The 19,417-nt window shown below is 63.9% G+C and carries 21 protein-coding genes; 13 read left to right on the forward strand and 8 right to left on the reverse strand.

What is annotated here, in order from left to right; genetic code table 11:
- Nucleotides 1-19: 19 nt before the first annotated feature.
- On the reverse strand, nucleotides 20-202 hold the full coding sequence (locus BLS13_RS14395) for a hypothetical protein (RefSeq protein WP_093453157.1): 183 nt from the start codon (nucleotides 200-202) through the stop codon (nucleotides 20-22).
- Between the two features lie 115 nt (nucleotides 203-317).
- Here BLS13_RS14395 and gcvA point away from each other — a divergent pair, with 115 nt between their 5' ends.
- The 5 genes from gcvA to BLS13_RS14420 all read left to right on the forward strand — a co-directional run bounded on the left by gcvA (nucleotide 318) and on the right by BLS13_RS14420 (nucleotide 6,220).
- Nucleotides 318-1,223: a transcriptional regulator GcvA gene (gene gcvA / locus BLS13_RS14400; protein WP_093453159.1), complete on the forward strand. Its 906-nt coding sequence runs from the start codon at nucleotides 318-320 to the stop codon at nucleotides 1,221-1,223.
- Between the two features lie 98 nt (nucleotides 1,224-1,321).
- Nucleotides 1,322-1,636, forward strand: a complete 315-nt coding sequence (locus tag BLS13_RS14405) for an AbrB/MazE/SpoVT family DNA-binding domain-containing protein (protein ID WP_093453160.1) — start codon at nucleotides 1,322-1,324, stop codon at nucleotides 1,634-1,636.
- Nucleotides 1,633-2,022: a type II toxin-antitoxin system VapC family toxin gene (locus BLS13_RS14410; RefSeq protein ID WP_093453162.1), complete on the forward strand. Its 390-nt coding sequence runs from the start codon at nucleotides 1,633-1,635 to the stop codon at nucleotides 2,020-2,022. Before BLS13_RS14405 ends, BLS13_RS14410 begins: the two co-directional genes overlap by 4 nt.
- A gap of 83 nt (nucleotides 2,023-2,105) precedes the next feature.
- Nucleotides 2,106-4,361, forward strand: a complete 2,256-nt coding sequence (gene parC / locus BLS13_RS14415) for a DNA topoisomerase IV subunit A (RefSeq protein WP_093453164.1) — start codon at nucleotides 2,106-2,108, stop codon at nucleotides 4,359-4,361.
- Between the two features lie 56 nt (nucleotides 4,362-4,417).
- On the forward strand, nucleotides 4,418-6,220 hold the full coding sequence (locus BLS13_RS14420; protein WP_256325894.1) for a putative bifunctional diguanylate cyclase/phosphodiesterase: 1,803 nt from the start codon (nucleotides 4,418-4,420) through the stop codon (nucleotides 6,218-6,220).
- On the opposite strand, the gene BLS13_RS14425 is transcribed toward BLS13_RS14420, so the two are convergent.
- Genes BLS13_RS14425 through BLS13_RS14440 form a run of 4 tightly spaced genes read right to left on the reverse strand, consistent with a single transcriptional unit; the run spans nucleotide 6,184 to nucleotide 9,107 of the window.
- Complete coding sequence (locus BLS13_RS14425; protein WP_093453168.1) at nucleotides 6,184-7,395, reverse strand: CCA tRNA nucleotidyltransferase; 1,212 nt, start codon at nucleotides 7,393-7,395, stop codon at nucleotides 6,184-6,186. The genes BLS13_RS14420 and BLS13_RS14425 overlap by 37 nt on opposite strands.
- On the reverse strand, nucleotides 7,392-7,985 hold the full coding sequence (locus BLS13_RS14430) for a CoA pyrophosphatase (protein ID WP_093453170.1): 594 nt from the start codon (nucleotides 7,983-7,985) through the stop codon (nucleotides 7,392-7,394). The genes BLS13_RS14425 and BLS13_RS14430 overlap by 4 nt, the downstream gene beginning before the upstream one ends.
- The gene (locus BLS13_RS14435; RefSeq protein ID WP_093453172.1) at nucleotides 7,982-8,548 is read right to left on the reverse strand and encodes a DUF1285 domain-containing protein; all 567 of its coding nucleotides are present in this window, start codon (nucleotides 8,546-8,548) and stop codon (nucleotides 7,982-7,984) included. Before BLS13_RS14435 ends, BLS13_RS14430 begins: the two co-directional genes overlap by 4 nt.
- 16 nt (nucleotides 8,549-8,564) lie before the next feature.
- Entirely contained in the window at nucleotides 8,565-9,107 is a 543-nt protein-coding gene (locus BLS13_RS14440) for a GNAT family N-acetyltransferase (protein ID WP_093453174.1), read from the reverse strand.
- Between the two features lie 94 nt (nucleotides 9,108-9,201).
- Here BLS13_RS14440 and BLS13_RS14445 point away from each other — a divergent pair, with 94 nt between their 5' ends.
- The 3 genes from BLS13_RS14445 (at nucleotide 9,202) to BLS13_RS14455 (ending at nucleotide 11,239) form a co-directional block, all read left to right on the forward strand.
- A complete protein-coding gene (locus BLS13_RS14445) occupies nucleotides 9,202-9,834 on the forward strand; it encodes a glutathione S-transferase family protein (RefSeq protein ID WP_093453176.1) in 633 nt (210 codons plus the stop codon).
- A gap of 218 nt (nucleotides 9,835-10,052) precedes the next feature.
- Nucleotides 10,053-10,481 carry a dihydroneopterin aldolase gene (locus BLS13_RS14450; protein ID WP_093453178.1) on the forward strand — a complete coding sequence of 143 codons (429 nt, stop codon included), beginning with the start codon at nucleotides 10,053-10,055 and terminating at the stop codon, nucleotides 10,479-10,481.
- Complete coding sequence (locus BLS13_RS14455) at nucleotides 10,478-11,239, forward strand: SDR family oxidoreductase (protein WP_093453179.1); 762 nt, start codon at nucleotides 10,478-10,480, stop codon at nucleotides 11,237-11,239. The genes BLS13_RS14450 and BLS13_RS14455 overlap by 4 nt, the downstream gene beginning before the upstream one ends.
- A gap of 12 nt (nucleotides 11,240-11,251) precedes the next feature.
- Here the strand turns inward: BLS13_RS14455 and BLS13_RS14460 are convergent, their stop codons facing one another.
- Nucleotides 11,252-11,977: a hypothetical protein gene (locus BLS13_RS14460; protein WP_256325895.1), complete on the reverse strand. Its 726-nt coding sequence runs from the start codon at nucleotides 11,975-11,977 to the stop codon at nucleotides 11,252-11,254.
- Nucleotides 11,978-12,431: 454 nt separating this feature from the next.
- On the opposite strand from BLS13_RS14460, the gene BLS13_RS14465 reads away from it, so the two are divergent.
- The 5 genes from BLS13_RS14465 to BLS13_RS14485 all read left to right on the forward strand — a co-directional run bounded on the left by BLS13_RS14465 (nucleotide 12,432) and on the right by BLS13_RS14485 (nucleotide 16,029).
- Nucleotides 12,432-13,055 carry an energy transducer TonB gene (locus tag BLS13_RS14465; protein WP_256325896.1) on the forward strand — a complete coding sequence of 208 codons (624 nt, stop codon included), beginning with the start codon at nucleotides 12,432-12,434 and terminating at the stop codon, nucleotides 13,053-13,055.
- A gap of 81 nt (nucleotides 13,056-13,136) precedes the next feature.
- Nucleotides 13,137-13,862: a MotA/TolQ/ExbB proton channel family protein gene (locus BLS13_RS14470; protein WP_093453182.1), complete on the forward strand. Its 726-nt coding sequence runs from the start codon at nucleotides 13,137-13,139 to the stop codon at nucleotides 13,860-13,862.
- 124 nt (nucleotides 13,863-13,986) lie between these two features.
- On the forward strand, nucleotides 13,987-14,469 hold the full coding sequence (locus BLS13_RS14475; protein WP_093453184.1) for an ExbD/TolR family protein: 483 nt from the start codon (nucleotides 13,987-13,989) through the stop codon (nucleotides 14,467-14,469).
- A 24-nt stretch (nucleotides 14,470-14,493) separates the two neighbouring features.
- The gene (locus BLS13_RS14480) at nucleotides 14,494-14,919 is read left to right on the forward strand and encodes an ExbD/TolR family protein (protein ID WP_093453186.1); all 426 of its coding nucleotides are present in this window, start codon (nucleotides 14,494-14,496) and stop codon (nucleotides 14,917-14,919) included.
- 120 nt (nucleotides 14,920-15,039) lie between these two features.
- Nucleotides 15,040-16,029 (forward strand): XdhC family protein, encoded by a 990-nt coding sequence (locus BLS13_RS14485; protein WP_093453188.1) that lies wholly within the window; start codon nucleotides 15,040-15,042, stop codon nucleotides 16,027-16,029.
- A 122-nt stretch (nucleotides 16,030-16,151) separates the two neighbouring features.
- On the opposite strand, the gene BLS13_RS14490 is transcribed toward BLS13_RS14485, so the two are convergent.
- Both BLS13_RS14490 and BLS13_RS14495 read right to left on the reverse strand, forming a co-directional pair.
- The gene (locus BLS13_RS14490; protein ID WP_093453189.1) at nucleotides 16,152-18,647 is read right to left on the reverse strand and encodes an ABC transporter permease; all 2,496 of its coding nucleotides are present in this window, start codon (nucleotides 18,645-18,647) and stop codon (nucleotides 16,152-16,154) included.
- On the reverse strand, nucleotides 18,644-19,330 hold the full coding sequence (locus BLS13_RS14495; RefSeq protein WP_093453191.1) for an ABC transporter ATP-binding protein: 687 nt from the start codon (nucleotides 19,328-19,330) through the stop codon (nucleotides 18,644-18,646). Before BLS13_RS14495 ends, BLS13_RS14490 begins: the two co-directional genes overlap by 4 nt.
- Nucleotides 19,331-19,417 lie beyond the last annotated feature (87 nt).

The following is a 19,417-nucleotide window of genomic DNA, read 5'->3' on the forward strand; positions in this document are numbered from 1 at the left end:
GGGCTGCGGCGGAAAGCTCTCACCGGAAATAGGCACTACGCGGGCGGCGGGCGGCGGTGTCGTCATCGATCCGGATCGCATCGTGCGCCGGCCATGCCTGATGCTCGGCCCACCAGCGTATGCCATTCCTGATATGGCCAGCCAGCCGGGCGAGCCTGGCCGGCAAGCGATCCGCGACATATTGCGTATTTATTTCGATCATCGTTCCGATCCCTCGTGAAGAAGCCGCTTGCACGGCCTGACGAGACTGAAATACGCTCTGGCCAAGTTGACGGCCAATTGTCCGTCGATCAAAGCTGATAAAGAGGCCTTATGATATGGCGCGCCATCTGCCACCTTTGACGTCGGTCCGGGTGTTCGAAGCGGCGGCCCGGCATATGAATTTTACCCGCGCGGCCGAAGAGCTGGCGATGACACAGGCCGCGGTCAGCTATCAGATCAAATTGATCGAGGAGCGGCTCGGTACGCCGCTGTTTGTCCGCACCGGGCGGCGGGTGGCGCTGAGCGCCGCCGGGCATCGGCTGGCGCCGCAGGTATCGGCGGCGTTCGATCTGCTCGACGATGCGTTCGCCAAGGTGCGCGAGGACGAAGGCGGGGTGCTGGCGATCACGGCTGCGCCCGGCGTTGCCACCAACTGGCTTGGGCCGCGGCTTGCGCGCTTCCAGATGGGCCGGCCCGATATTGCGGTGCGCCTCACGGCGTCGAACGATCTCGTCGACTTTTCCCGTGATCCGATCGATGTCGGTATCCGGATCGGCCATGGCAGCTGGCCGGGATTGCGCTCATTCGAGTTGTTTCCCGCCGAATTCACGCCGATGTGCAGCCCCGATTATCGGGATCGTCACGGCCCGTTCGATCGGCCCGAAAAATTGCTGGATCTGCTGATGCTCAATTCGGACGATCGCTGGTGGCGTGCGTGGTTCGAACAGGTGGGCGTCGCGCAGGACGACGATCGCGAGCGTCGCACCCTGCACGTCGACTCACAGATCATCGAAGGGCAGGCGGCAATCGCCGGCCATGGCGTCGCGATGCTGTCGCCATCATTCTGGCAGTTCGAACTGCTCACGGGGCGCCTCGTGCAGATGTTCGACCATGTCGGGCGGCAGGGCAGCTTCTGGCTGGTCTATCCGGAGCACAAGCATAATGCGGCCAAGGTGCGGGCGTTTCGTGAGTGGTTGCTGGCGGAAGCGGCGTGTGGCGGCACTCACCAGGTTGAACCATAATGCATTGTTGTCGTAATATATATTTGTGGATGACGAAATAATTTTGTCCTATATTGATTTTACGCCCTAGCTTAGGGTTTTGGCGTTGAGGAGGTGGTGTGGCAGCTTCACGGAAGCGGGAACCGATCGACGCAACCATATCCGGATCGAGCCTGGGTGGATATGTCAGCGAAACCGGACGGTTGAGTCTGCCGGCCGAATTGCGCCGGGCGGTTGGCCTCGAACGAGGCGGTCCGGTTCGCATCGAAGTCATTGACGGCGCGATACGGATCAGGACGATGAAAGACGTCAGGGATCATATCCGCGCATTGGCCCGTGAGACTGGCTTTGCGGAGAAAGCGAGTGTCGCCGATTTCCTCGGCTGGCGTGCGGCAGAACGTGCGGATGAAGTGGAAAAGGCACGGAAGCGTTGAGCACGATCGTCATTGATGCCTCGGCGATTCTCGCCGCAATTCTTGGCGAGGCTGGCGGTGATTCCGTATTCGACCTGCTCGGTGAAGCGATCGCAAGCACGGTCAATGTCGCGGAAGTCTATACCTATGCAGCCGTCAACGGTCTGCCGACTGACGCGATCGATGCCTTCTTTGCCGATACCGGCATAGAGATCGCTTCCTTTGATCATGCCCAGGCCGTAACGGCTGGCAGGCTCGCCAGCATTACACGCAAGGCGGGACTATCTCTCGGCGATCGTTCCTGCCTTGCGCTGGCGAAGCTGCGTCAGGCCGAAGTGCTGACGGCCGATCGGCCCTGGCAGCAGGTTGCTGATGCGGCCGAATTGACAATCACGTTGTTGCGCTGATCTCGTTCGAAGTGCCTATGGCCGTGACCCAAGCCTTGCGGATAAGGATTCCCGCCGGGACCATTAGCCGCTAGAGCGATCCCATGACCGATACCGCCGAGCCGTCCGACAATATCCAGGACACCCCTTTCGACAGCGCGCTTTCCGACCGGTATCTCGTCTATGCGCTGTCGACGATCACCGCCCGCTCGCTGCCCGATGTCCGCGATGGGCTGAAGCCGGTTCACCGCCGCCTGCTGTGGGCTATGCGGCTGCTCAAGCTCGATCCGGCCAGCGGCTACAAGAAATGCGCGCGCGTCGTCGGCGATGTAATCGGCAAATATCATCCGCATGGCGACCAGTCGGTTTATGATGCGATGGTCCGCCTCGCCCAGACCTTCTCGCTGCGTTATCCGTTGGTCGATGGGCAGGGTAATTTCGGCAATGTCGACGGCGATAACGCCGCGGCGATGCGCTATACCGAGGCGCGGCTCACCATAGCGGCTGGCGATCTGATGGCCGGCCTCGACGAAGGCACGGTCGATTACCGCCCGACCTATAATGGCGAAGAGGAAGAGCCGGAAATCTTCCCCGGTCTGTTCCCCAATCTGCTCGCCAATGGTGCGAGCGGCATCGCCGTCGGCATGGCGACATCGATCCCGCCGCACAATGTCGCCGAACTGATCGACGCCGCGATGCTGCTGATCGATCAGCCCGAGACCGATATTCCGACCTTGATGCAATATGTGCGCGGGCCGGATTTCCCGACCGGCGGGATATTGGTCGACAGCCCGGCGTCGATCGCCGAGGCCTATGCGACCGGCCGTGGCGGATTTCGCATTCGCGCGCGCTGGAGCGTCGAGGATCAGGGCCGCGGTGTGTGGAACGCGGTCATCACCGAAATCCCCTATCAGGTACCGAAATCGAAGCTGATCGAGGAAATCGCCGCCCTTATCAACGACAAGAAATTGCCGATTCTCGCCGATATTCGCGACGAATCCGATGCCGAGATCCGCATCGTGCTCGAACCGCGCAGCCGCACCGTCGATGCCGACATGCTGATGGAAAGCCTGTTCCGGCTGACCGATCTCGAGGTGCGGATCCCGCTCAACCTCAACGTGCTCGATGATACGCGCACGCCGGGCGTGATGAGCCTCAAGGAGGTGCTGGTCGCCTGGCTCAAGCACCAGTTCGAGGTGCTGATCCGGCGGTCGAAGCATCGGCTGGCCAAGATCGCCGATCGTATCGAACTGCTCGACGGCTATCTGATCACCTATCTGAACCTCGATCGGGTGATCGAGATCATCCGCACGGAGGACGAGCCGAAACCCGTGCTGATCGCCGAATTCAGTCTCACCGATCGCCAGGCGGAAGCGATTCTCGATATGCGCCTGCGCCGCCTGCGCAAGCTCGAGGAGATGGAGATTCGCAAGGAGCGCGCGACGCTCGATGCCGAAGGCAAGGGGCTGGAGGCGCTGATCGAAAGCCCGGCGCGGCAGCGGACCCGGATGAAGAAGGATCTGGCGGCGCTGCGCGAACGCTATGGCCCGGAGACGCCGCTCGGTGCGCGACGGACGACCTTGGCCGAGGCCGGCCCCGCGCGCGAGATCCCGCTGGAGGCGATGATCGAGCGCGAGCCGATTACCGTGATTCTTTCGCAACGTGGCTGGATTCGCGCGATGAAGGGGCATGCCGATGCCGCTCAGATCGCAGCGCTCAAGTTCAAGGAAGGCGACGGGCCATCCTATGCGCTGCACGGCCAGACCACCGATCGGGTGCTGCTCGCGACCGATCAGGGCCGTTTCTATACGCTGGCGGCGGACAAGCTTCCCGGCGGGCGCGGTTTTGGCGAGCCGGTGCGGTTGTTCGCGGACATCGATTCGGATGCGCGCATTGCCGCCTTGCTGATCGCGAAGCCCGGCGCCGAACTGCTGCTGGCATCGGCCGACGGCCGCGGGTTCGTTGTGGATATGGGCGAAATCACCGCCGAGACGCGTAAGGGGCGGCAGGTCGTCAACCTGCGCGAGGGCGGACGGCTGAAGATCGTTCATCCGGTATCGGAAGGCGATGATTATGTCGCGACGATCGGCGATAACCGCAAGCTCGTGATCTTCCCGTTGAACGAATTGCCGCGGATGGCGCGCGGGCAGGGTGTGCAGCTCCAGCGCTACAAGGATGGCGGCTTGTCGGACGCGCTCACCTTCCGGTTCGATGCCGGGTTGAGCTGGACAATGGGCGGGGATAGCGGGCGGACCCGGACCGAGAGCGATCTTTCGCCATGGCGGGCGGCGCGTGGTGCCGCGGGCCGCTTGCCGCCGGTGGGTTTCCCCCGAGATAACCGTTTCAGGAATCTTTCGTGAACGGTGCCCGCTAATCTTTTGGAAATAGAGCATTAACCTACTGCTGCTATCGCATCATGACTATGCGGGCCGTCCAGCATCCTTTTTATACCGATCTTCGTGCCAATGATTCGGCATCGTCAGAGGCGTCGCACTATCTGCCGGCCGCCCTTCAATCGCTGCTGGACATGCCGCGGGAGGCGGCCTGGCAAGAACTGATCGATGCCTTGCCGGTGGCGATCGCACTGGTCGCCGATGTCGATGGTCGCCCCCGAATATTGGCGCGCAACAGCGCGTTCATTCATCTGTCGGACCGCCGCCGCAATTTTTGCCAGGAGTCCGAAGGCGAAGACCTGAGTCGCGGTATCGCGTTGCCGTTGCTGGCTGCGCTCCGGGATTTTCTCGGCTCCGACGAGGCGGATCGCACCTTGTCCATGCAGGAAGGCGATGGCATCGGCGGGCGGCATTTTTCAGTCCATATGGTGCGGTTGCGGAGTGACGGCGCGCCGTTTCGCCGATGCATATTGTCCCTGGTCGATCGCACTCAGCAGGTCGAAAGCGAACGTTCGCTACGCGCCGAGATGCTGCACGACAGCCTGACAGGACTCCCCAACCGGGTCGCCTTTGCCGAACAGGTCGATCAGTACATCGGTCAAGACATGTCCACCCCACGCAAATTTGCCGTGCTGGTGGCCGATCTCACCCGCTTCAGCCGCGTGAACGAAGGGGTCGGCTCGCTGGCCGGCGACGAACTGATCATCACGGTTGCCCGCCGGCTGGTCTCCACGTTGCGTTCGGGCGATTTCCTGGCCCGGTTGGCGGGGGATGAGTTCGCGGTCCTGCTTGCCGTAGGCGACAATGAATCTGATGCCTTGCACGCCGCGCGGCGCATCCAGGGCTGCTTTGCGACGCCGGTGCGGCTGGGTGACCTCGAGATCAAGATCGATTGCGCGGTCGGCTGTGCCCTGATGGCACCGGGGGTCGAGTCGGCCGAGGACATCATCCGCAACGCCCAGTTCGCGATGAAGCGGGCCAAATATTCGGGCCATGCCGAAATCTACCGGTCCAGCGACAGTGCCGCCGCCCGCCAGCGCTTCAGCCTGGAAACCGAATTGCGGCGTGCGATCGAACGCGATCAGCTCACCCTTGCCTTCCAGCCGCTGATCGCGCTCGACAGCGGCCGGGTCGCCGGTTTCGAGGCGCTCGCCCGCTGGGAGCATCCCGAACGCGGGACGATTTCGCCGGTCGAATTCATTCCCGTTGCCGAGGAATCGGGCCTGATCATTCCGCTCGGCCGCTGGGCGCTGCGGGCTGCGCTGCGCGCGCTGGCCGAATGGGACCGCCGCAACGGCAAGACGCTGCCGATCTATATGACCGTCAACGTCTCGGCGGTGCAATTCCAGCGTGACGATGTGGTGTCCGCGGTGCAGTCGGCGCTGATGGAAAGCGGGATCGCCGGCGCGCGCCTGAAACTCGAACTCACCGAGAGCTGCATCGTCAGCGATCCCGAAGGCATCACCGCGGTGCTCAAGGATATTCACGATCTCGACGTCCGGATCGCGATGGATGATTTCGGCACCGGTTATTCGAGCCTCGCTTATCTGCAACGCCTGCCGATCGATGCGCTCAAAATCGATCGCAGCTTCATCATGCCGATGCTGAAGGATCGCGATTCGACGGCGATCGTGCGGGCCGTCCTCAGCTTGGCTTCCGCGCTCGGGATGACGACGACGGCCGAGGGCGTCGAAACCGCCGAACTGGCCGAATCGCTGGTCGCGCTCGGCTGCGACATTGCGCAGGGCTATTATTTCGCGCGGCCGCTGCCGCTCGATGAAGCTTATGCCTACATGAGCTCGCGCAACGCCAGCGCGAGTTCCTGATCGACGATCGGATCGAGGCGGTCACCGCCGGGAAAGTCTTCGGCGATCCAGCGTCGTTCGATCGCCTGCAATGTTGCCGCCACGACCGGGCCGGGCTTGAGTCCGCGGGCGATCAGGTCGCCCCCGCCGACAGGCAGGCGCGGACGCTCCCATCCCTTCAGCGACGCCATTGCTGCGGCCAGTTCGCCGTCCGGCATATCGCCGCGCAGGATGATGTCGGTCGCGATGTCGGTGCCAAAACGATAAGCGAGCGCGCGCGGCGCATCATGCTCGCCTGCTGCGCCCTGCTCGAGCCGACGGGTTGCTACGCGCGACAGTTTCAGCCGCTGCGCGATGCCAGCGGCCATCGCAGGGCGCTGCGGCAATAGCGCACCGAATCGGCGCAGCGGGTCAACCGCTGCATCGGCGACGCGCTCGCGATCGACGAGCCGGGTGAGCCGTTCGACGCCGTCGCGCGCGATCTCGGGCAGGATCGGCGTGAAAATGCCGCTTTCGAGCATCAGCGCTACCGTGGGCGCCGGATCGGCGACGCGCAGCAGCTTGAGCAGTTCGTCCGCGATCCGCTCACGCGACAGGGCCATCAGGTCGTTGGCGCGGGCCATGCAGGCGTCAAGCGCGGCGCTGTCCGGCACACCCTTGCCGAACCGGGCGTGAAAGCGGAAAAATCGCAGAATTCGCAGATGATCCTCGGCGATCCGCTCGATCGGCTTGCCGATGAAGCGCACAATCCCGTTGGCAAGATCTTCGAGCCCGCCGAAATAATCATGGATCGTGCCGTCGCGCGGTTCCGCCGACAGCGCGTTGATCGTGAAATCGCGGCGGGCCGCATCGGCCTGCCAGTCGTCGGTGAAGGCGACCACGGCGTGCCGCCCGTTGGTGGCGATATCGTGGCGCAGGGTCGTCACCTCGATCGGGCCGGACGGCAGGATCGCCGTGACGGTGCCATGGGCGATGCCGGTGGGAATCACCTTGTAGCCGGCTGCCTTGATCCGGCGGCTGCTCTCCTGCGGTTCGAAGCGCGTTCCGCAATCCACATCCTCCGCTCTATGGCCGAGCAAGGTGTCGCGGACGACCCCGCCGACGAGCCGAACCATATCGTCGTCGCTACCCAATGCCGCCAGCAGTTCGGGCAGGCCGAGCCGATTGCGCCACGCCGTATCCGGCAGGCGGGTCATAAGGATTCGAGCCGCTTGCTCAGATTGACGATCAAACCGGCGGTGACACCCCAGATGCGATAATCGCCCCAGGTGATTTCGTAATAATGTCGCAGGCCGGAGCCCCATTCCCGCGGCCGGCGGACATGATTGGCGGGATTGAAGAGATGGGCGATCGGAACTTCGAATATATCGGCGACCTCGATCTCGTGCGGCACGAGTATCAGGCCTTCGGGAATGACCGAGATGATCGGCGTAATGTCATATCCGCTGCCGGTGCGATATCGGCCGCCCGGTCCGATCACATCGACGCAGGCCCGAGGCAGCCCGACTTCTTCTTCCGCCTCGCGCAGGGCGGTCGCGATCGGGCCGTCATCCTCGGGATCCGCCCGCCCGCCCGGAAAGGCGACCTGCCCCGGATGTTTGCGCATTCCGGCATGGCGGACGGTGAGCAGCATCCGCGGCTCGGGCGCGTCGATGATGGGGACGAGGACGGCGGCCGGCGCGATTTCGCCCGGATTGATCTGTTCGATATCCTCGTCGCTCAACATATTCTCGTCGCGGCCCGAGTTCGTGGCGAGCAGATGCCGGATGCGGTCGGCGAGCATCATCGGCCGTCAAGTGCGAAGAACTGGCCGCCGCTCCAAAGGCCGGGCGGGTCCGCGCCCTCATCGAGCGCGAGATTGATCAGTTCATAATAAACCGGCCGGGCAATGAGGGCATCGAGCCCCCCGCGCACGCGCAGATAGGGATGGGGGCCGTTTTCGGTGACGACGATCCGCAAGGGATGGTCGGGACCGGCCACCACCAATTCGTCGATGTTCAGCCGGAACGCCATCTGCCGCGCCGGCCCTTCGCCTTCGGATCGGAGTTCGACCGCCACGAACGGTGCATCGTCCACCGCGATCGACAATTTCTCGACCGGAGTCACGAGCACATAGCCGCCATCGGGCTCGCGTCGCAAAATCGTTGCGAACAGCCGCACCATCGCCGCGCGGCCGATCGGCGATCCCTGGTGGAACCATGTTCCATCCGCGGCGATCCGCATCTCGCTGTTGCCGCAATGCGCGGGGTTCCAGCTTTCGACGGGTGGCAGCCGCTTCGCCGCTGCCAGCGCCGCAATTTCGGTCAGCGACAGGTTCGCGATGTCGGGCGGTGGCAAGGTTTCAGGCATGGCGACCGATTAGCCATCATTGGGCCTGGCGTTCAAGTGCGGCGCGATGGGCATCGGCGCCCAGCCTCGGCCCCAGCGTGCCTTTTGCCGGAACATCCTGTCCGGGGCGCAGCCGTGCAAGCAGGCGATGGCGTTCGACGGGGCCCGGCACGGCCCATTCGGCGGTCGGCCCGGCCGAAAAGCCGAAGAAACGGTCATAATATTCAGGATCGCCGATCAGCACCATCGGCTCGCAGCCACGCGCATCGGCGGCGGCCAGTGCCGCTGCCATCAGCATTTTGCCGATCCCGTCGCGCTGACGATCCGGGCGCACCGCGACCGGGCCGACGAGAATCAACGCGGCCGCGCCTTCATCGTGGCGCAGTTCGATCGGCCAGCATTGGATCGATCCGATCAGTTGGCCGTCCTGCAGCGCCACGAGGCTCAGGTCCGGCACCGCGGCCATGCCGTCGCGCAGCCGATAGGCCGTCCGTCCGCGTCGATCGGTTCCGAAGGCCTGATCGAGCAGCAAATCGACCGTTTCAGGCGGAACGTCGGCGATGGGAGCGATACGGATCAATGCGGGCTGGTCTCTGTCTTGGGCGTGCTGGACGGGGCTGGCCGGCGCGTTTACCGCTTCATCTCAGGATTCCAAGACAAATCGAGGTCCGATCATGAAGCTTTTTGATGCGGCCTGGGCGCCGAGCCCGCGAAGGGTGCGCGTTTATCTTCGGGAAAAGGGCCTCGACATCGATCGTACCGTCGTCGATCTGCGAAGCGGCGAGCATCTTCAGTCCGATTATCTGAAGATCAATCCGCGCGGCCAGATCCCGGCCTTGCTGCTCGACGATGGGGCGGTGATCGACGATTCGGTCGCCATCTGCCGCTATTTCGAATGGCAGCATCCCGATCCGCCCTTGTTCGGGCGCGATGCGCGCGAGGCGGGGCTCGTCGAGGCGTGGCTGCGGCGGATCGAGGGCGATTGCTACGCGGCGGCCGTCAGCGCATTTCGCAACGGTAACAAGGCTTTCGTCGATCGCGCATTGCCCGGCGAATGGCCGCCGATCGCGCAAATATCGGCGCTGGCCGATCGCGGGCGGCTGATGTGGACCGCCTTCGCCGACATTCTTGAGCGGCATCTGCAAGGTCATCCTTATGTCGCGGGCGATGGCTTTTCCTTCGCCGATATCGCCGCCATCGTCGCGATCGACTTCGGCATTGCGATCAAATTGGCCGATCCACGCGATCGACCGGCGATTGCGCGCTGGCATGGCGAACTTTCGGCGCGGCCATCGATGTCCGCATGACGCGATCGGACTTTTCCCCGGCAGATGGGGACAAGCTGTGGATAAATCGGGGATAGCACGGCTTTCGCAGCGGCCCTGCAACGATTTGCCCCGGTTTGCCCGATTTTGAGGCATTCGTCGGAGCACTTCGCTGTGGCTGGTCAAAGAGCGGTGGTATTGCTAGAGGCGCGCGCAGCCGTTGCGGCGGCCCTTCAATCAGGAAACAAGGTGCGATGCCCATGGCAAGCGTTGTCGCTTCGACCACAGGTTTGGATGTTCTGCCGGTTCATGTCGCCGAGGCCGGTGTCGTCCGCCTTGAGGTGCGCGATGTGCGGATAGAATTGCTGACCGGCATCTATTCGGAAGAAACCAAGCTCCCGCAGCCGTTGAGCATTTCGGTGATCGCCGATCTGCCGGCGCCCGACAGGTTCGAGCCTGACACGCCGCTTGCCGCGTCGAAAAACTATCTCGATCTCCGCTGGGCGATGGATGAGGCGATACCGCGCAACGTCCACTTCACGCTGATCGAGGCGGTGGCCGAGCATATCTGCGACACGCTGTTCGTGCAGGATAGCCGGATCAGCCGGATCGAGGTGCGAATCGTCAAGCTGGCGATCAGCAAGAACGGCGAATCGATCGGCATGACCCTGGTCCGCCACGCCGCATGACGCTGGCGCTGGTAACCGGCGGCGGGCGCCGGCTCGGCGCCGCCATATCGGCCGCGCTGGCGCGGGCCGGATTTGCGCTGGCGATCCATAGCCACACACAGGCCGATCCCGATCCCGAGCTGCTTGCGGTGTTCGGCGCGCTCGGTACGCCATGGGCGACGTTCGAGGCCGATCTGGCGGACGAGGCGGCGGCGTTGCGGCTGCTCGACGAGGTCGCCGATCATTTTGGCCGGCCGCCATCCTGCCTCGTCAACAGCGCCTCGATGTTCGGGGGCGGCGGTTGGGCCGATGTCGACATGGCGGCGATGGTCGACCATTATCGTCTCAACGCCGCTGCGCCGGCGATCCTGACGCGCAGGCTGGCCGCGTTGATCGGCTCCGAAGGGCGCGGCAGCGTGATCAACCTGCTGGACCAGACGATTCGCAATCCGACGATCGATCATGCCGCCTATACGGCCTCCAAGCTGGCGCTTGAGGGGATTACGCGGGTGACGGCGCATGCGATGGCGCCCGTGCTTCGGGTAAACGGCGTCGCGCCGGGATTGAACCTGCCCACCGACGATTATTCTGAGGCCCAGCTCGATCGGCTGGCGGCGATGATGCCGCTGCGGCGGCTGCCAACGCCGGGCCAGGTTGCCGATGCGGTGGCCTTTCTCGCCCGCGCCGATGCCATTACTGGCCAGGTCCTGTTCGTTGACGGCGGCGCCAGCTTGCTGAGCTTCGGCCGCGATTTCATGCACCTGGCGACGGACGAATAGCCGCGGTTCCGGCTATTGCGGCGCGGACCGCCCGCAATCACCCAACCCCTTCAGGACGACCGCATAATCGGCACGCGCGGCTGTGGCATCGTCCGGGGACATGCTGGCGATCGCGCTGTCCGGCAGATCGGCGGGAAGGAAGCAGGCCAGCCGGTACCAGAGCATCGTATCGCGATGCGGAGGCTCGGCCGAATCATCGACGATCTCGGCCAGCGATACGGCCCAGTGCGGCGCTTCGCCGGGCCGCCGGAGCACATTGAGCGAGACCGGCCGACCGCTGTCGGTGGTCAGGAAGATCTGCGTCTCGCTTTCGCCGGGAATCGCACCCGGCACATGAAATGCACTGCCGATGCCGGTGATTCTCGGCGGTGCGTCGTTGGCGCTGGCCGCAACCAGAATGTCGCGAATCCGGCGCTCTTCCTCCTGCGTCCAATCGACCTGAGAATCAGGTGAAACGAGTCTCAGCTCCGCCGGCCGGTCGGGAACGCGATTGGCGAGCAGAAGAAATCGTCTTTTTTTGAGGTTGGGTGCCTTGCCTCGGGCATCGAGCGGAAGGTCGATAATATAGCTGATTATCCCTGGCAGGCCGTCGGCCGCGCCCGGCTGCGTTTTTTCCGCGCGGACGGTCAGCAGCGACTCGACATTGGCCGTGATCAAAAAACGGGCAAAATCCGCTGAAAGTCCGGGCGCCAGCTCACCTTTCAGGCGGCTCGCTTCCGCCACCTGAACCACCGCCACGATATGCGCAGCAAGGGCATGATCCGCAAGATTCGCAAAGGAAAGTCGGGGAAATAACGGAGGCGGCAGGACTGGAATTGCAGTGGAGGCAGGCGTCGGCTGGCTAGGGGTTGCGCCGAAGGTTGGCGTACAAGCAAGTATCGTGCCAACAATTCCAACGGAAAGAGCTCGGGCAAGCGGCATGATTTCTTAATACCTCGGAAATAGCCTGTAGCGTGCGATTATAGTGATGCTCCAGGAAGGGCGCCATGCCCGATAATCCTGCGGGGGATAGGCCTTTCTGCTGTTGCGTCCATTCAACTGTCGCGATAAGGACACACTCCGCCAAATAATTTGATTGATAAATTGGCGGGTTTGGGCCGTGCGTGACGGGCATGCTTCGTCGCGGTCGGCTGGTTTGCAGCTTGTGGATTGGAGGGAGTGTAGTTCCTTAATGGCTTATGCTGATCAATCGATGAGCTCGCGGAAGGTGATTTCGATCGGGCTGGTTGCGGCGCTTCACGCCCTGCTAGGCTATGCGTTCATCACCGGTCTCGCGTTCAATGTCATCAAGAAGGTCTCGTCAGATCTGAAGACCTTCGACGTCCAGGAAGCGCCCCCGCCCAAGGCCGCGCCTCCACCTCCGCCGCCGAAAACGGTGCAGCCGCCGCCACCCATGGTGACTCCGCCGCCGATCGTGCAGGTGCAGACGGTGACGGCACCACAGGTCATTTCGGTTCCCACGGCACCCGTGATCCACGAAGCGGCTCCGGTTGCTCCGCCGGCTCCTCCGGTCAGCCAGGCTGTCCGGGCCACGCCAAAGGGCAATTTTCAGTCTCTGATGTCGACGGATGATTATCCGTCGAGTTCACTTCGCAACAACGAAGAGGGCACTGTCGGCTACCGGCTGGATGTCGGTACTGACGGCAAGGTAACTGGCTGCCAGGTTACGCAGAGCAGTGGTCACCCCTTGCTCGACGACACCTCTTGTCGACTGTTGTCGCGTCGTGCCCGGTTCAACATCGGTAAGGACGCTGCGGGAAATGCCACCACGTCCGTCTATAATGGACGGTTCACCTGGAAGATCCCGAAGGATTGATTTGATGCCGTGCTGCCGGCCTGAGGGCAGCGGAACGCAACCAACATTCAAACGAAGAATTCAGAGAAGGAAATTCAGTTTATGGCACCTCCCGCAGCCGAAGGCAGCAATCCTTATGGCCTTATGGCCGCTCTCGAGCAGGGTGGTCTGATCGCTCAGACGGTTTTTGGCATTCTGGTGATCATGTCGGCCGCTTCATGGTACATCATGTTCACCAAGCTGCTCGAGCAGCAAAAGGTGTTGAATCAGGGCAAGGCAGCCCGTGCCACCTTCTGGTCGTCGCCCAGCCTGCGCGATGGTCAGGCGAAGCTCGAAAAGAACAGCGCCTATCGCCAGATCGTCGATGACGGCCTGATCGCGCAGGATCAGCACACCAAGCTTACCGATCCGGTTGACCAGCACGAATGGCTGCTGGGTTCGCTCGCGCGCAGCCAGGGTGCGATCAACTCGAAGCTCGGCAACGGCCTCGCGGTGCTTGCCACCGTCGGTTCGACCTCGCCGTTCGTCGGTCTGTTCGGTACGGTTATCGGTATCTACCGCGCGCTCATCAAGATCGGTGCGGCCGGTCAGGCCTCGATCGATGCCGTCGCCGGCCCGGTCGGTGAAGCTCTGATCATGACCGCGCTCGGTCTGGCCGTGGCCGTTCCGGCCGTGCTCGGCTACAACTGGCTGCTCCGCCGTAACAAGGTGGTTTCCGAACAGCTCGCCGCCTTCGCGACCGATCTCCATGGCTACATGGTTTCGGCTGGTGCGGTGAAGCCGGTTGCTCCTGCCCGTGCGCCGGCGCCGGCTGCCGTCAAGAAGTAATCGATGATCGGGGCGGGTGCCCGAGCGGGCATCCGTCTCCGTCGCGGCTATTGCCGAATGACAATGTCGATTGCCGGCTCCGGCCGGTTCGATAGTCGATAGTAGTAGAATAGGATCTGTGCCGATGGCCATGAGTGCGGGCCCCGCCGAAAACGACGCCCCGATGTCGGACATCAACACGACGCCACTGGTGGACGTCATGTTGGTTCTGCTCATCATCTTTCTCATCACCGTTCCGGTCGTGATCCAGACGGTTCCGGTCAAGTTGCCGAACGTGGTGTTCGAGCCAACGACCACGAAGCCCGAAAATGTCGCCCTGTCTATCCGCGGCAATGCGAAGGGCGAGTGCGAGGTGTATTGGGGACAGACCAAGGTCGATGCCCAAACGCTGATCGATCGCGCGGTCGTGAAGCTCAAGCATGAAATCGACCGGCAGGGTGGCCCGAATGCTCCTGGCCTCGAACTGCCGGAGGTCCATATCCGCGGTGATATCAATACGCCGTTCCGTTGCATCGGCGGCGCGATGTTCACTATGCAGCGCGCTGGCTTCACCCGCGTCGGCTTCATTTCCGAGCCGCCTCCGGGCACCGTTCACGAGCGTCTCTGATCCCGCTTTCGAGGAGTAAACATCATGGCAATGGCAGCGAGTAGCGCCGAAGGTGAGCCAATGATGGACATCAACACCACGCCGTTGATCGACGTGATGTTGGTGCTGCTGATCATGTTCATCATTACCATCCCGATCCAGACCCACGCCGTGAAGCTCGATCTTCCGCAGGATAATCCCAATCAGAAAAAGCCGGATATCGATCCTGTGAAAAACAAGGTGACGATCGACACAGCGGACAAGATCTACTGGAATGGCACCGAGATCGATGAACTTCGACTGCGCCAGTATCTGGATATCACCCAGACGATGAACCCGATCCCTGAGCTGCATCTGCAGCCTGATCCCCAGGCGCGATATGTCGTGGTCGACCGGGTTCTGGCCGTAACCAAGCGGGCCCAGGTCGAAAAGATGGGCTTCGTCGGTAACGAGGCGTACGGCGCCTTCTGAGGCGAAAGCCATCGTGAAGATCAGGAGGGGCGGTCCGCAAGGGCCGCCCCTTTTTGCTGTCGTACGGATTGCGAATCCCGATGCGGCACCCCAATACCAAAAACGGCAATTGGAGAGATTATGGGCGACGAACTCGATCATGTGCTGACAACCGCGCGGGCGTGGCTGGATGCCGGTCACAAGGTCGCGCTGGCGACGGTGATCGAGACGTGGGGATCGGCGCCGCGTCGCAAGGGATCGCACGCGATCATCCGCGATGACGGCCTGTTTGAAGGATCGGTCAGCGGTGGCTGCGTCGAAGGCGACGTGATCGTTTCCGCACAGGATCTGCTGCGGCAGGGCGGAGGATCGGTGCGGCGCGATTATGGTATCGCCGATGATATGGCGTGGCAGGTCGGCCTGGCGTGCGGCGGGGAGATTTCGGTCTTCGTCCAGACGATCGATGACGAGCATTTCCCGCCGGCGATGTTCGATACGATCGCCGCCGCGCGCGCCGCCGGACAATCGATCGGTGTGACCACCGATCTCGCGACCGGCTATAGCGCCGAACAGCTTTCGTCGGACCAGACGTTCACCAACATCTATCCGCCGCGGCTGCGGATGATGATCGTCGGCGCGGTGCACATCGCGCAAAGCCTCGCGCCGCTGGCGGCGCTTGTTGGCTATCAGCCATTGCTCGTCGATCCGCGCGACGGCTTCGCCGCGGCCAGCCGTTTCGCGGATATCACGGTCGACACGCGCTGGCCCGACGAGGCGATCGCCGAATGGCGCCCGGATTCGGCGACTGCCGTGGTCACCCTCAGCCACGATCCCAAGATCGACGATCCGGCGCTGGTGCTGGCGCTGCGGAGCCCGGCTTTCTACATCGCCGCCTTGGGGTCACGGCGCACTCACGCCCGCCGCATCGAGCGACTGACCGCGCTCGGCTTTTCGGAGAGCGAACTGGCCCGCATCCAGGGCCCCGCCGGCCTCGCAATCGGTGCGGTTAATCCGGCCGAGATCGCTCTGTCGATCATGGCGGGCGCCACGGCGGCCTTGCGGCTCGGGACCGCGCAGAGCGACGCAGGAAAGATCCTCACCCGCCAGGGGGAGGTGTCAGCCGGAGGCTGACGGAGGGGGAGGACATCGACGTAGCTGGAGGGATATGAGGCGGTGCCAAGGTGCAGTTGGTCGCCGCCCGCCCCCTCCGCCGCCTTCGGCGTCACCTCCCCCTGGCGGGGGAGGATTTTCGTTTACAACGTCCGTAACACCTGCGCGGGACGGGCATTGAGCGCGGGGAGCGATCCGATCAGGCCGATGCCGAGCGTCGCCACGGCGCCGACGCCCAGCGTCGCGCCGATCACGATCCAGTCGGGCGCCCATTTCAGGTGGAACAATGCGGTCACGACGTACCAGCCGGCCACGCTGCCGACGCCAAGCGCCAGCGCTGATACGGCGACCGCCAGCAGCGCATATTCGATCGCCTGTGCGAGCAAGATCTGTCCCCGGCTCGCGCCGAGCAATTTGAGCAGAACCGAATCATAGATGCGCGCGCGCCGGGAGGCGGTGATCGCGCCGATCAGCACGGCGATGCCGGCGGCCAGCGTCACCGATGCCGCCGCGCGGATCGCGGTGCCGAGCTGATCGAACAGCGACGATATCTGCCCGATGACATCCTTGATGCGGATCAGCGATACCGACGGGAAGGCGCCGATCACCGCGCGATTGACTTTCGGCTCGGCCGAATCGGGCAAGGCGATCGTCGCCATATAGCTGTGCGGCGCGCCCTCCAGCGCGCCCGGCGCGAAGACGATGCCGAAATTGAAGCCCATCGTCTCCCAATTGACCTGCCGGATCGACGCCACTTTGGCCTCGATCTCGACCCCGAGCACCGATATCGTCATCGCATCGCCCGGCTTGAGCGCCAGGGCTTCGGCGGCGCGTTTCTCGATGGAAACCAGCGGCGGCCCGGCATAATCGGCCGGCCACCATTTGCCCGCGATAACCTCGCTGCCAGCGGGCAAAGCGGCGGCGTAGGTCAGGCCGCGATCGCCGTGCAGGATCCACGCGCCTTGCGGAATATCCTTCATGTCGGCGACCCTGACCCCGCGTATTCCCACCACCGATCCGCGCAGTGACGGGACCGATGTGATCGTCGCCGTCGGCGCGGCGCCATGAACGATCGCGGCGAATCGATCGATGCCGTCGGTCGGGATATCGAGCGCGAAGAAATTGGGCGCGATCTTCGGCACCGTGCTGGTGATCTGGTGCGACAGGTTGGTCTGTACCACCGCCATCGTCACGAACAGCGTAAGGCCGAGGCCCAGCGCCACGATCAGCCGATCGGTCTGCGCGCCGGGACGATGGAGATTGGCGATCGCCAGCCGCAACAAGGGGCGGCGCGAGCGGGGGAGGGCGGCGGCACCCCGGCGGATCAGCCAGCCGACCAGGCCGAGCACCAGCAGCATCGCCAGCGCGCCACCGAGAAAGACGATGCTGAGCATCGGATCGCGTGCCGATCCCACGGCCAGCGCAGCCAGCCCGATTCCCGCCGCGATCATCGTTGCCAGCACGCGCGGGCGCGGCAGTCCGAACGGTTCGATCCGCGCACGGAAGATCGTCGCCGGTGATAGCTGGCCTGCCCGCGCGAGCGGCGCGAGGCTGAACAGCAGGGCCGCGAGCAGGCCATAGCCGGCGCTGATCGCGAGCGGCACCGGATAGATTGCGAAGTGCGGCTGCACGGGCAGGGCGCTGCCCGCCGCGGCCGTGACGATCGCCGGCACCGCAGCACCCATGATCAAGGCCGCAATGATTGCGCCGGACGCCACCAGCCCGATCTGGATCAGGTAGGTCTGGAAGATCGTCCGCGAAGAGGCGCCGAGGATTTTCAGCGTGGCGATCCCACTCCGGCGCTGATCGAGCCAGGAACTGACGCCGTTGCCGACCCCGATGCCGGCGACGATCAGGGCGGTCAGCCCGACGAGCCCGAGGAACTGGCCGAGCTGCTCGACCGAACGGCGCAGCCCCGGCGCGGCATTGCTGCGATCGCTGACCTCCCAGTTCGCATCATGGAAGCGTTGATCGAGCTTGCCGGCCAGCGCATGCGCGTCGACCCCGGATGGCAGCCGGATGCGATAGCGCGATGTGAACAGGCTGCCCGGCTGTACCAGCCCGGTCGCGCGCAATCCGGCCATGTCGGTGATGATCGCCGGCCCGAGGGTGAACCCTTCCCCGGCGCTGTCGGGCTTGTTGGCGATCAGCCCGATCACGCGGAAGCGCGCATTGCCGAGACCGATCGAGTCGCCCGTCTTGAGCGACAGCCGATCGGCCAGCGCCGGATCGATCGCGACGTTCAGCCCGGCCGGCCGCGCCGCGATCGCGCCCGGCTGCAGCGCGAGCTTGCCATAAAGTGGCCAGCGATCGTCGACGCCCTTGAGCTCCGCCAGCACCGCATTGCTGCCATCGGCGTTCGATGCCATCGCGCGCATCTTGATGCTTTCGGAAACGGTGCCGACCTTTGCGAAGGCCGCGCGTTCGGCGGCGGCCGCCTGCCGCTGCGCCACCCGCATCTCGATATCGCCGCCCAAAATCTCCTGGCCGCGAATATCGAGTTCGGCAACGATTGCGGAGGACAGGCTGGCGACCCCGGCCAGCCCGGCGACACCGAGGAACAGGCAGAGGGCGAGCAGCCGCAGACCCGCGAGCCCGCCGCGCAATTCGCGAAGTGCCAGCCGCCAGGGCAGGCTCATGCGGCGATCTTGTCGGCGATGATCAGCCCGTCGTGCATCTCGACGATCCGGCTGCACCGCGCGGCCAGCGCGGGATCGTGGGTGATCACCAGCAGCGTCGATCCGGTCTCGCGCTGGCGATTGAACAAAAGATCCATGATCGTCCGGCCGGTTGCCGTGTCGAGATTGCCGGTCGGTTCGTCGGCGAAGATCAGCGCCGGTCGCGGCGCCATCGCGCGGGCGATCGCCACGCGCTGCTGCTCGCCGCCCGACAATTGCGCAGGATAATGATCGAGCCGATGGCCGAGCCCGACCGCCGCAAGCTCGGCGCGAGCGCGCTCGAACGCCTGATCGTCGCCGGACAGTTCGAGCGGTACCGCGACATTTTCAAGTGCGGTCATCGTCGGCAGCAGGTGAAACGCCTGCAGGATGATCCCGATCCGACCGCGCCGCGCTGCGGCCAGCGCATCCTCGTCGAGTTTGGTGAAATCGAGCCCGGTGACATGGACATGGCCTTCATCGGCGCGTTCCAGCCCTGACAGGATCGCCATCAGCGAGGATTTGCCCGATCCCGAGGGTCCGAGCAGGGCGACGGCTTCGCCGGAACCGACGTTCAGATCAACCCCTTTCAATATCTCGACGCGGGCCGTGCCTTTTCCCAGCGCGAGGCGAACGGAGCGGGCGTCGATCACGGGATGCGGCATAAGGGGGAGAATTCCTCGGTTGCTGCCATGCAACATGGGTTGGCGCGGGGGTGGATCAATGGGGTGCTTAGGTTTCTCGCGAAATTA

The sequence above is a fragment of the Sphingomonas sp. YR710 genome (assembly GCF_900101455.1).
In the GTDB taxonomy this organism is placed as follows: domain Bacteria; phylum Pseudomonadota; class Alphaproteobacteria; order Sphingomonadales; family Sphingomonadaceae; genus Rhizorhabdus.

What these genes read in the sequence shown, in the direction of transcription:
- BLS13_RS14455 (WP_093453179.1), top strand. Translation starts at nt 10,478, where the DNA reads ATGACGCTGGCGCTGGTAACCGGCGGCGGGCGCCGGCTCGGCGCCGCC.
- parC (WP_093453164.1), top strand. Translation starts at nt 2,106, where the DNA reads ATGACCGATACCGCCGAGCCGTCCGACAATATCCAGGACACCCCTTTC.
- BLS13_RS14480 (WP_093453186.1), top strand. Translation starts at nt 14,494, where the DNA reads ATGGCAATGGCAGCGAGTAGCGCCGAAGGTGAGCCAATGATGGACATC.
- BLS13_RS14465 (WP_256325896.1), top strand. Translation starts at nt 12,432, where the DNA reads ATGAGCTCGCGGAAGGTGATTTCGATCGGGCTGGTTGCGGCGCTTCAC.
- BLS13_RS14435 (WP_093453172.1), bottom strand. Translation starts at nt 8,548, where the DNA reads ATGCCTGAAACCTTGCCACCGCCCGACATCGCGAACCTGTCGCTGACC.
- BLS13_RS14425 (WP_093453168.1), bottom strand. Translation starts at nt 7,395, where the DNA reads ATGACCCGCCTGCCGGATACGGCGTGGCGCAATCGGCTCGGCCTGCCC.
- BLS13_RS14470 (WP_093453182.1), top strand. Translation starts at nt 13,137, where the DNA reads ATGGCACCTCCCGCAGCCGAAGGCAGCAATCCTTATGGCCTTATGGCC.
- BLS13_RS14395 (WP_093453157.1), bottom strand. Translation starts at nt 202, where the DNA reads ATGATCGAAATAAATACGCAATATGTCGCGGATCGCTTGCCGGCCAGG.
- BLS13_RS14450 (WP_093453178.1), top strand. Translation starts at nt 10,053, where the DNA reads ATGGCAAGCGTTGTCGCTTCGACCACAGGTTTGGATGTTCTGCCGGTT.
- BLS13_RS14420 (WP_256325894.1), top strand. Translation starts at nt 4,418, where the DNA reads ATGACTATGCGGGCCGTCCAGCATCCTTTTTATACCGATCTTCGTGCC.
- gcvA (WP_093453159.1), top strand. Translation starts at nt 318, where the DNA reads ATGGCGCGCCATCTGCCACCTTTGACGTCGGTCCGGGTGTTCGAAGCG.
- BLS13_RS14490 (WP_093453189.1), bottom strand. Translation starts at nt 18,647, where the DNA reads ATGAGCCTGCCCTGGCGGCTGGCACTTCGCGAATTGCGCGGCGGGCTC.
- BLS13_RS14445 (WP_093453176.1), top strand. Translation starts at nt 9,202, where the DNA reads ATGAAGCTTTTTGATGCGGCCTGGGCGCCGAGCCCGCGAAGGGTGCGC.
- BLS13_RS14475 (WP_093453184.1), top strand. Translation starts at nt 13,987, where the DNA reads ATGGCCATGAGTGCGGGCCCCGCCGAAAACGACGCCCCGATGTCGGAC.
- BLS13_RS14485 (WP_093453188.1), top strand. Translation starts at nt 15,040, where the DNA reads ATGGGCGACGAACTCGATCATGTGCTGACAACCGCGCGGGCGTGGCTG.
- BLS13_RS14430 (WP_093453170.1), bottom strand. Translation starts at nt 7,985, where the DNA reads ATGATGCTCGCCGACCGCATCCGGCATCTGCTCGCCACGAACTCGGGC.
- BLS13_RS14495 (WP_093453191.1), bottom strand. Translation starts at nt 19,330, where the DNA reads ATGCCGCATCCCGTGATCGACGCCCGCTCCGTTCGCCTCGCGCTGGGA.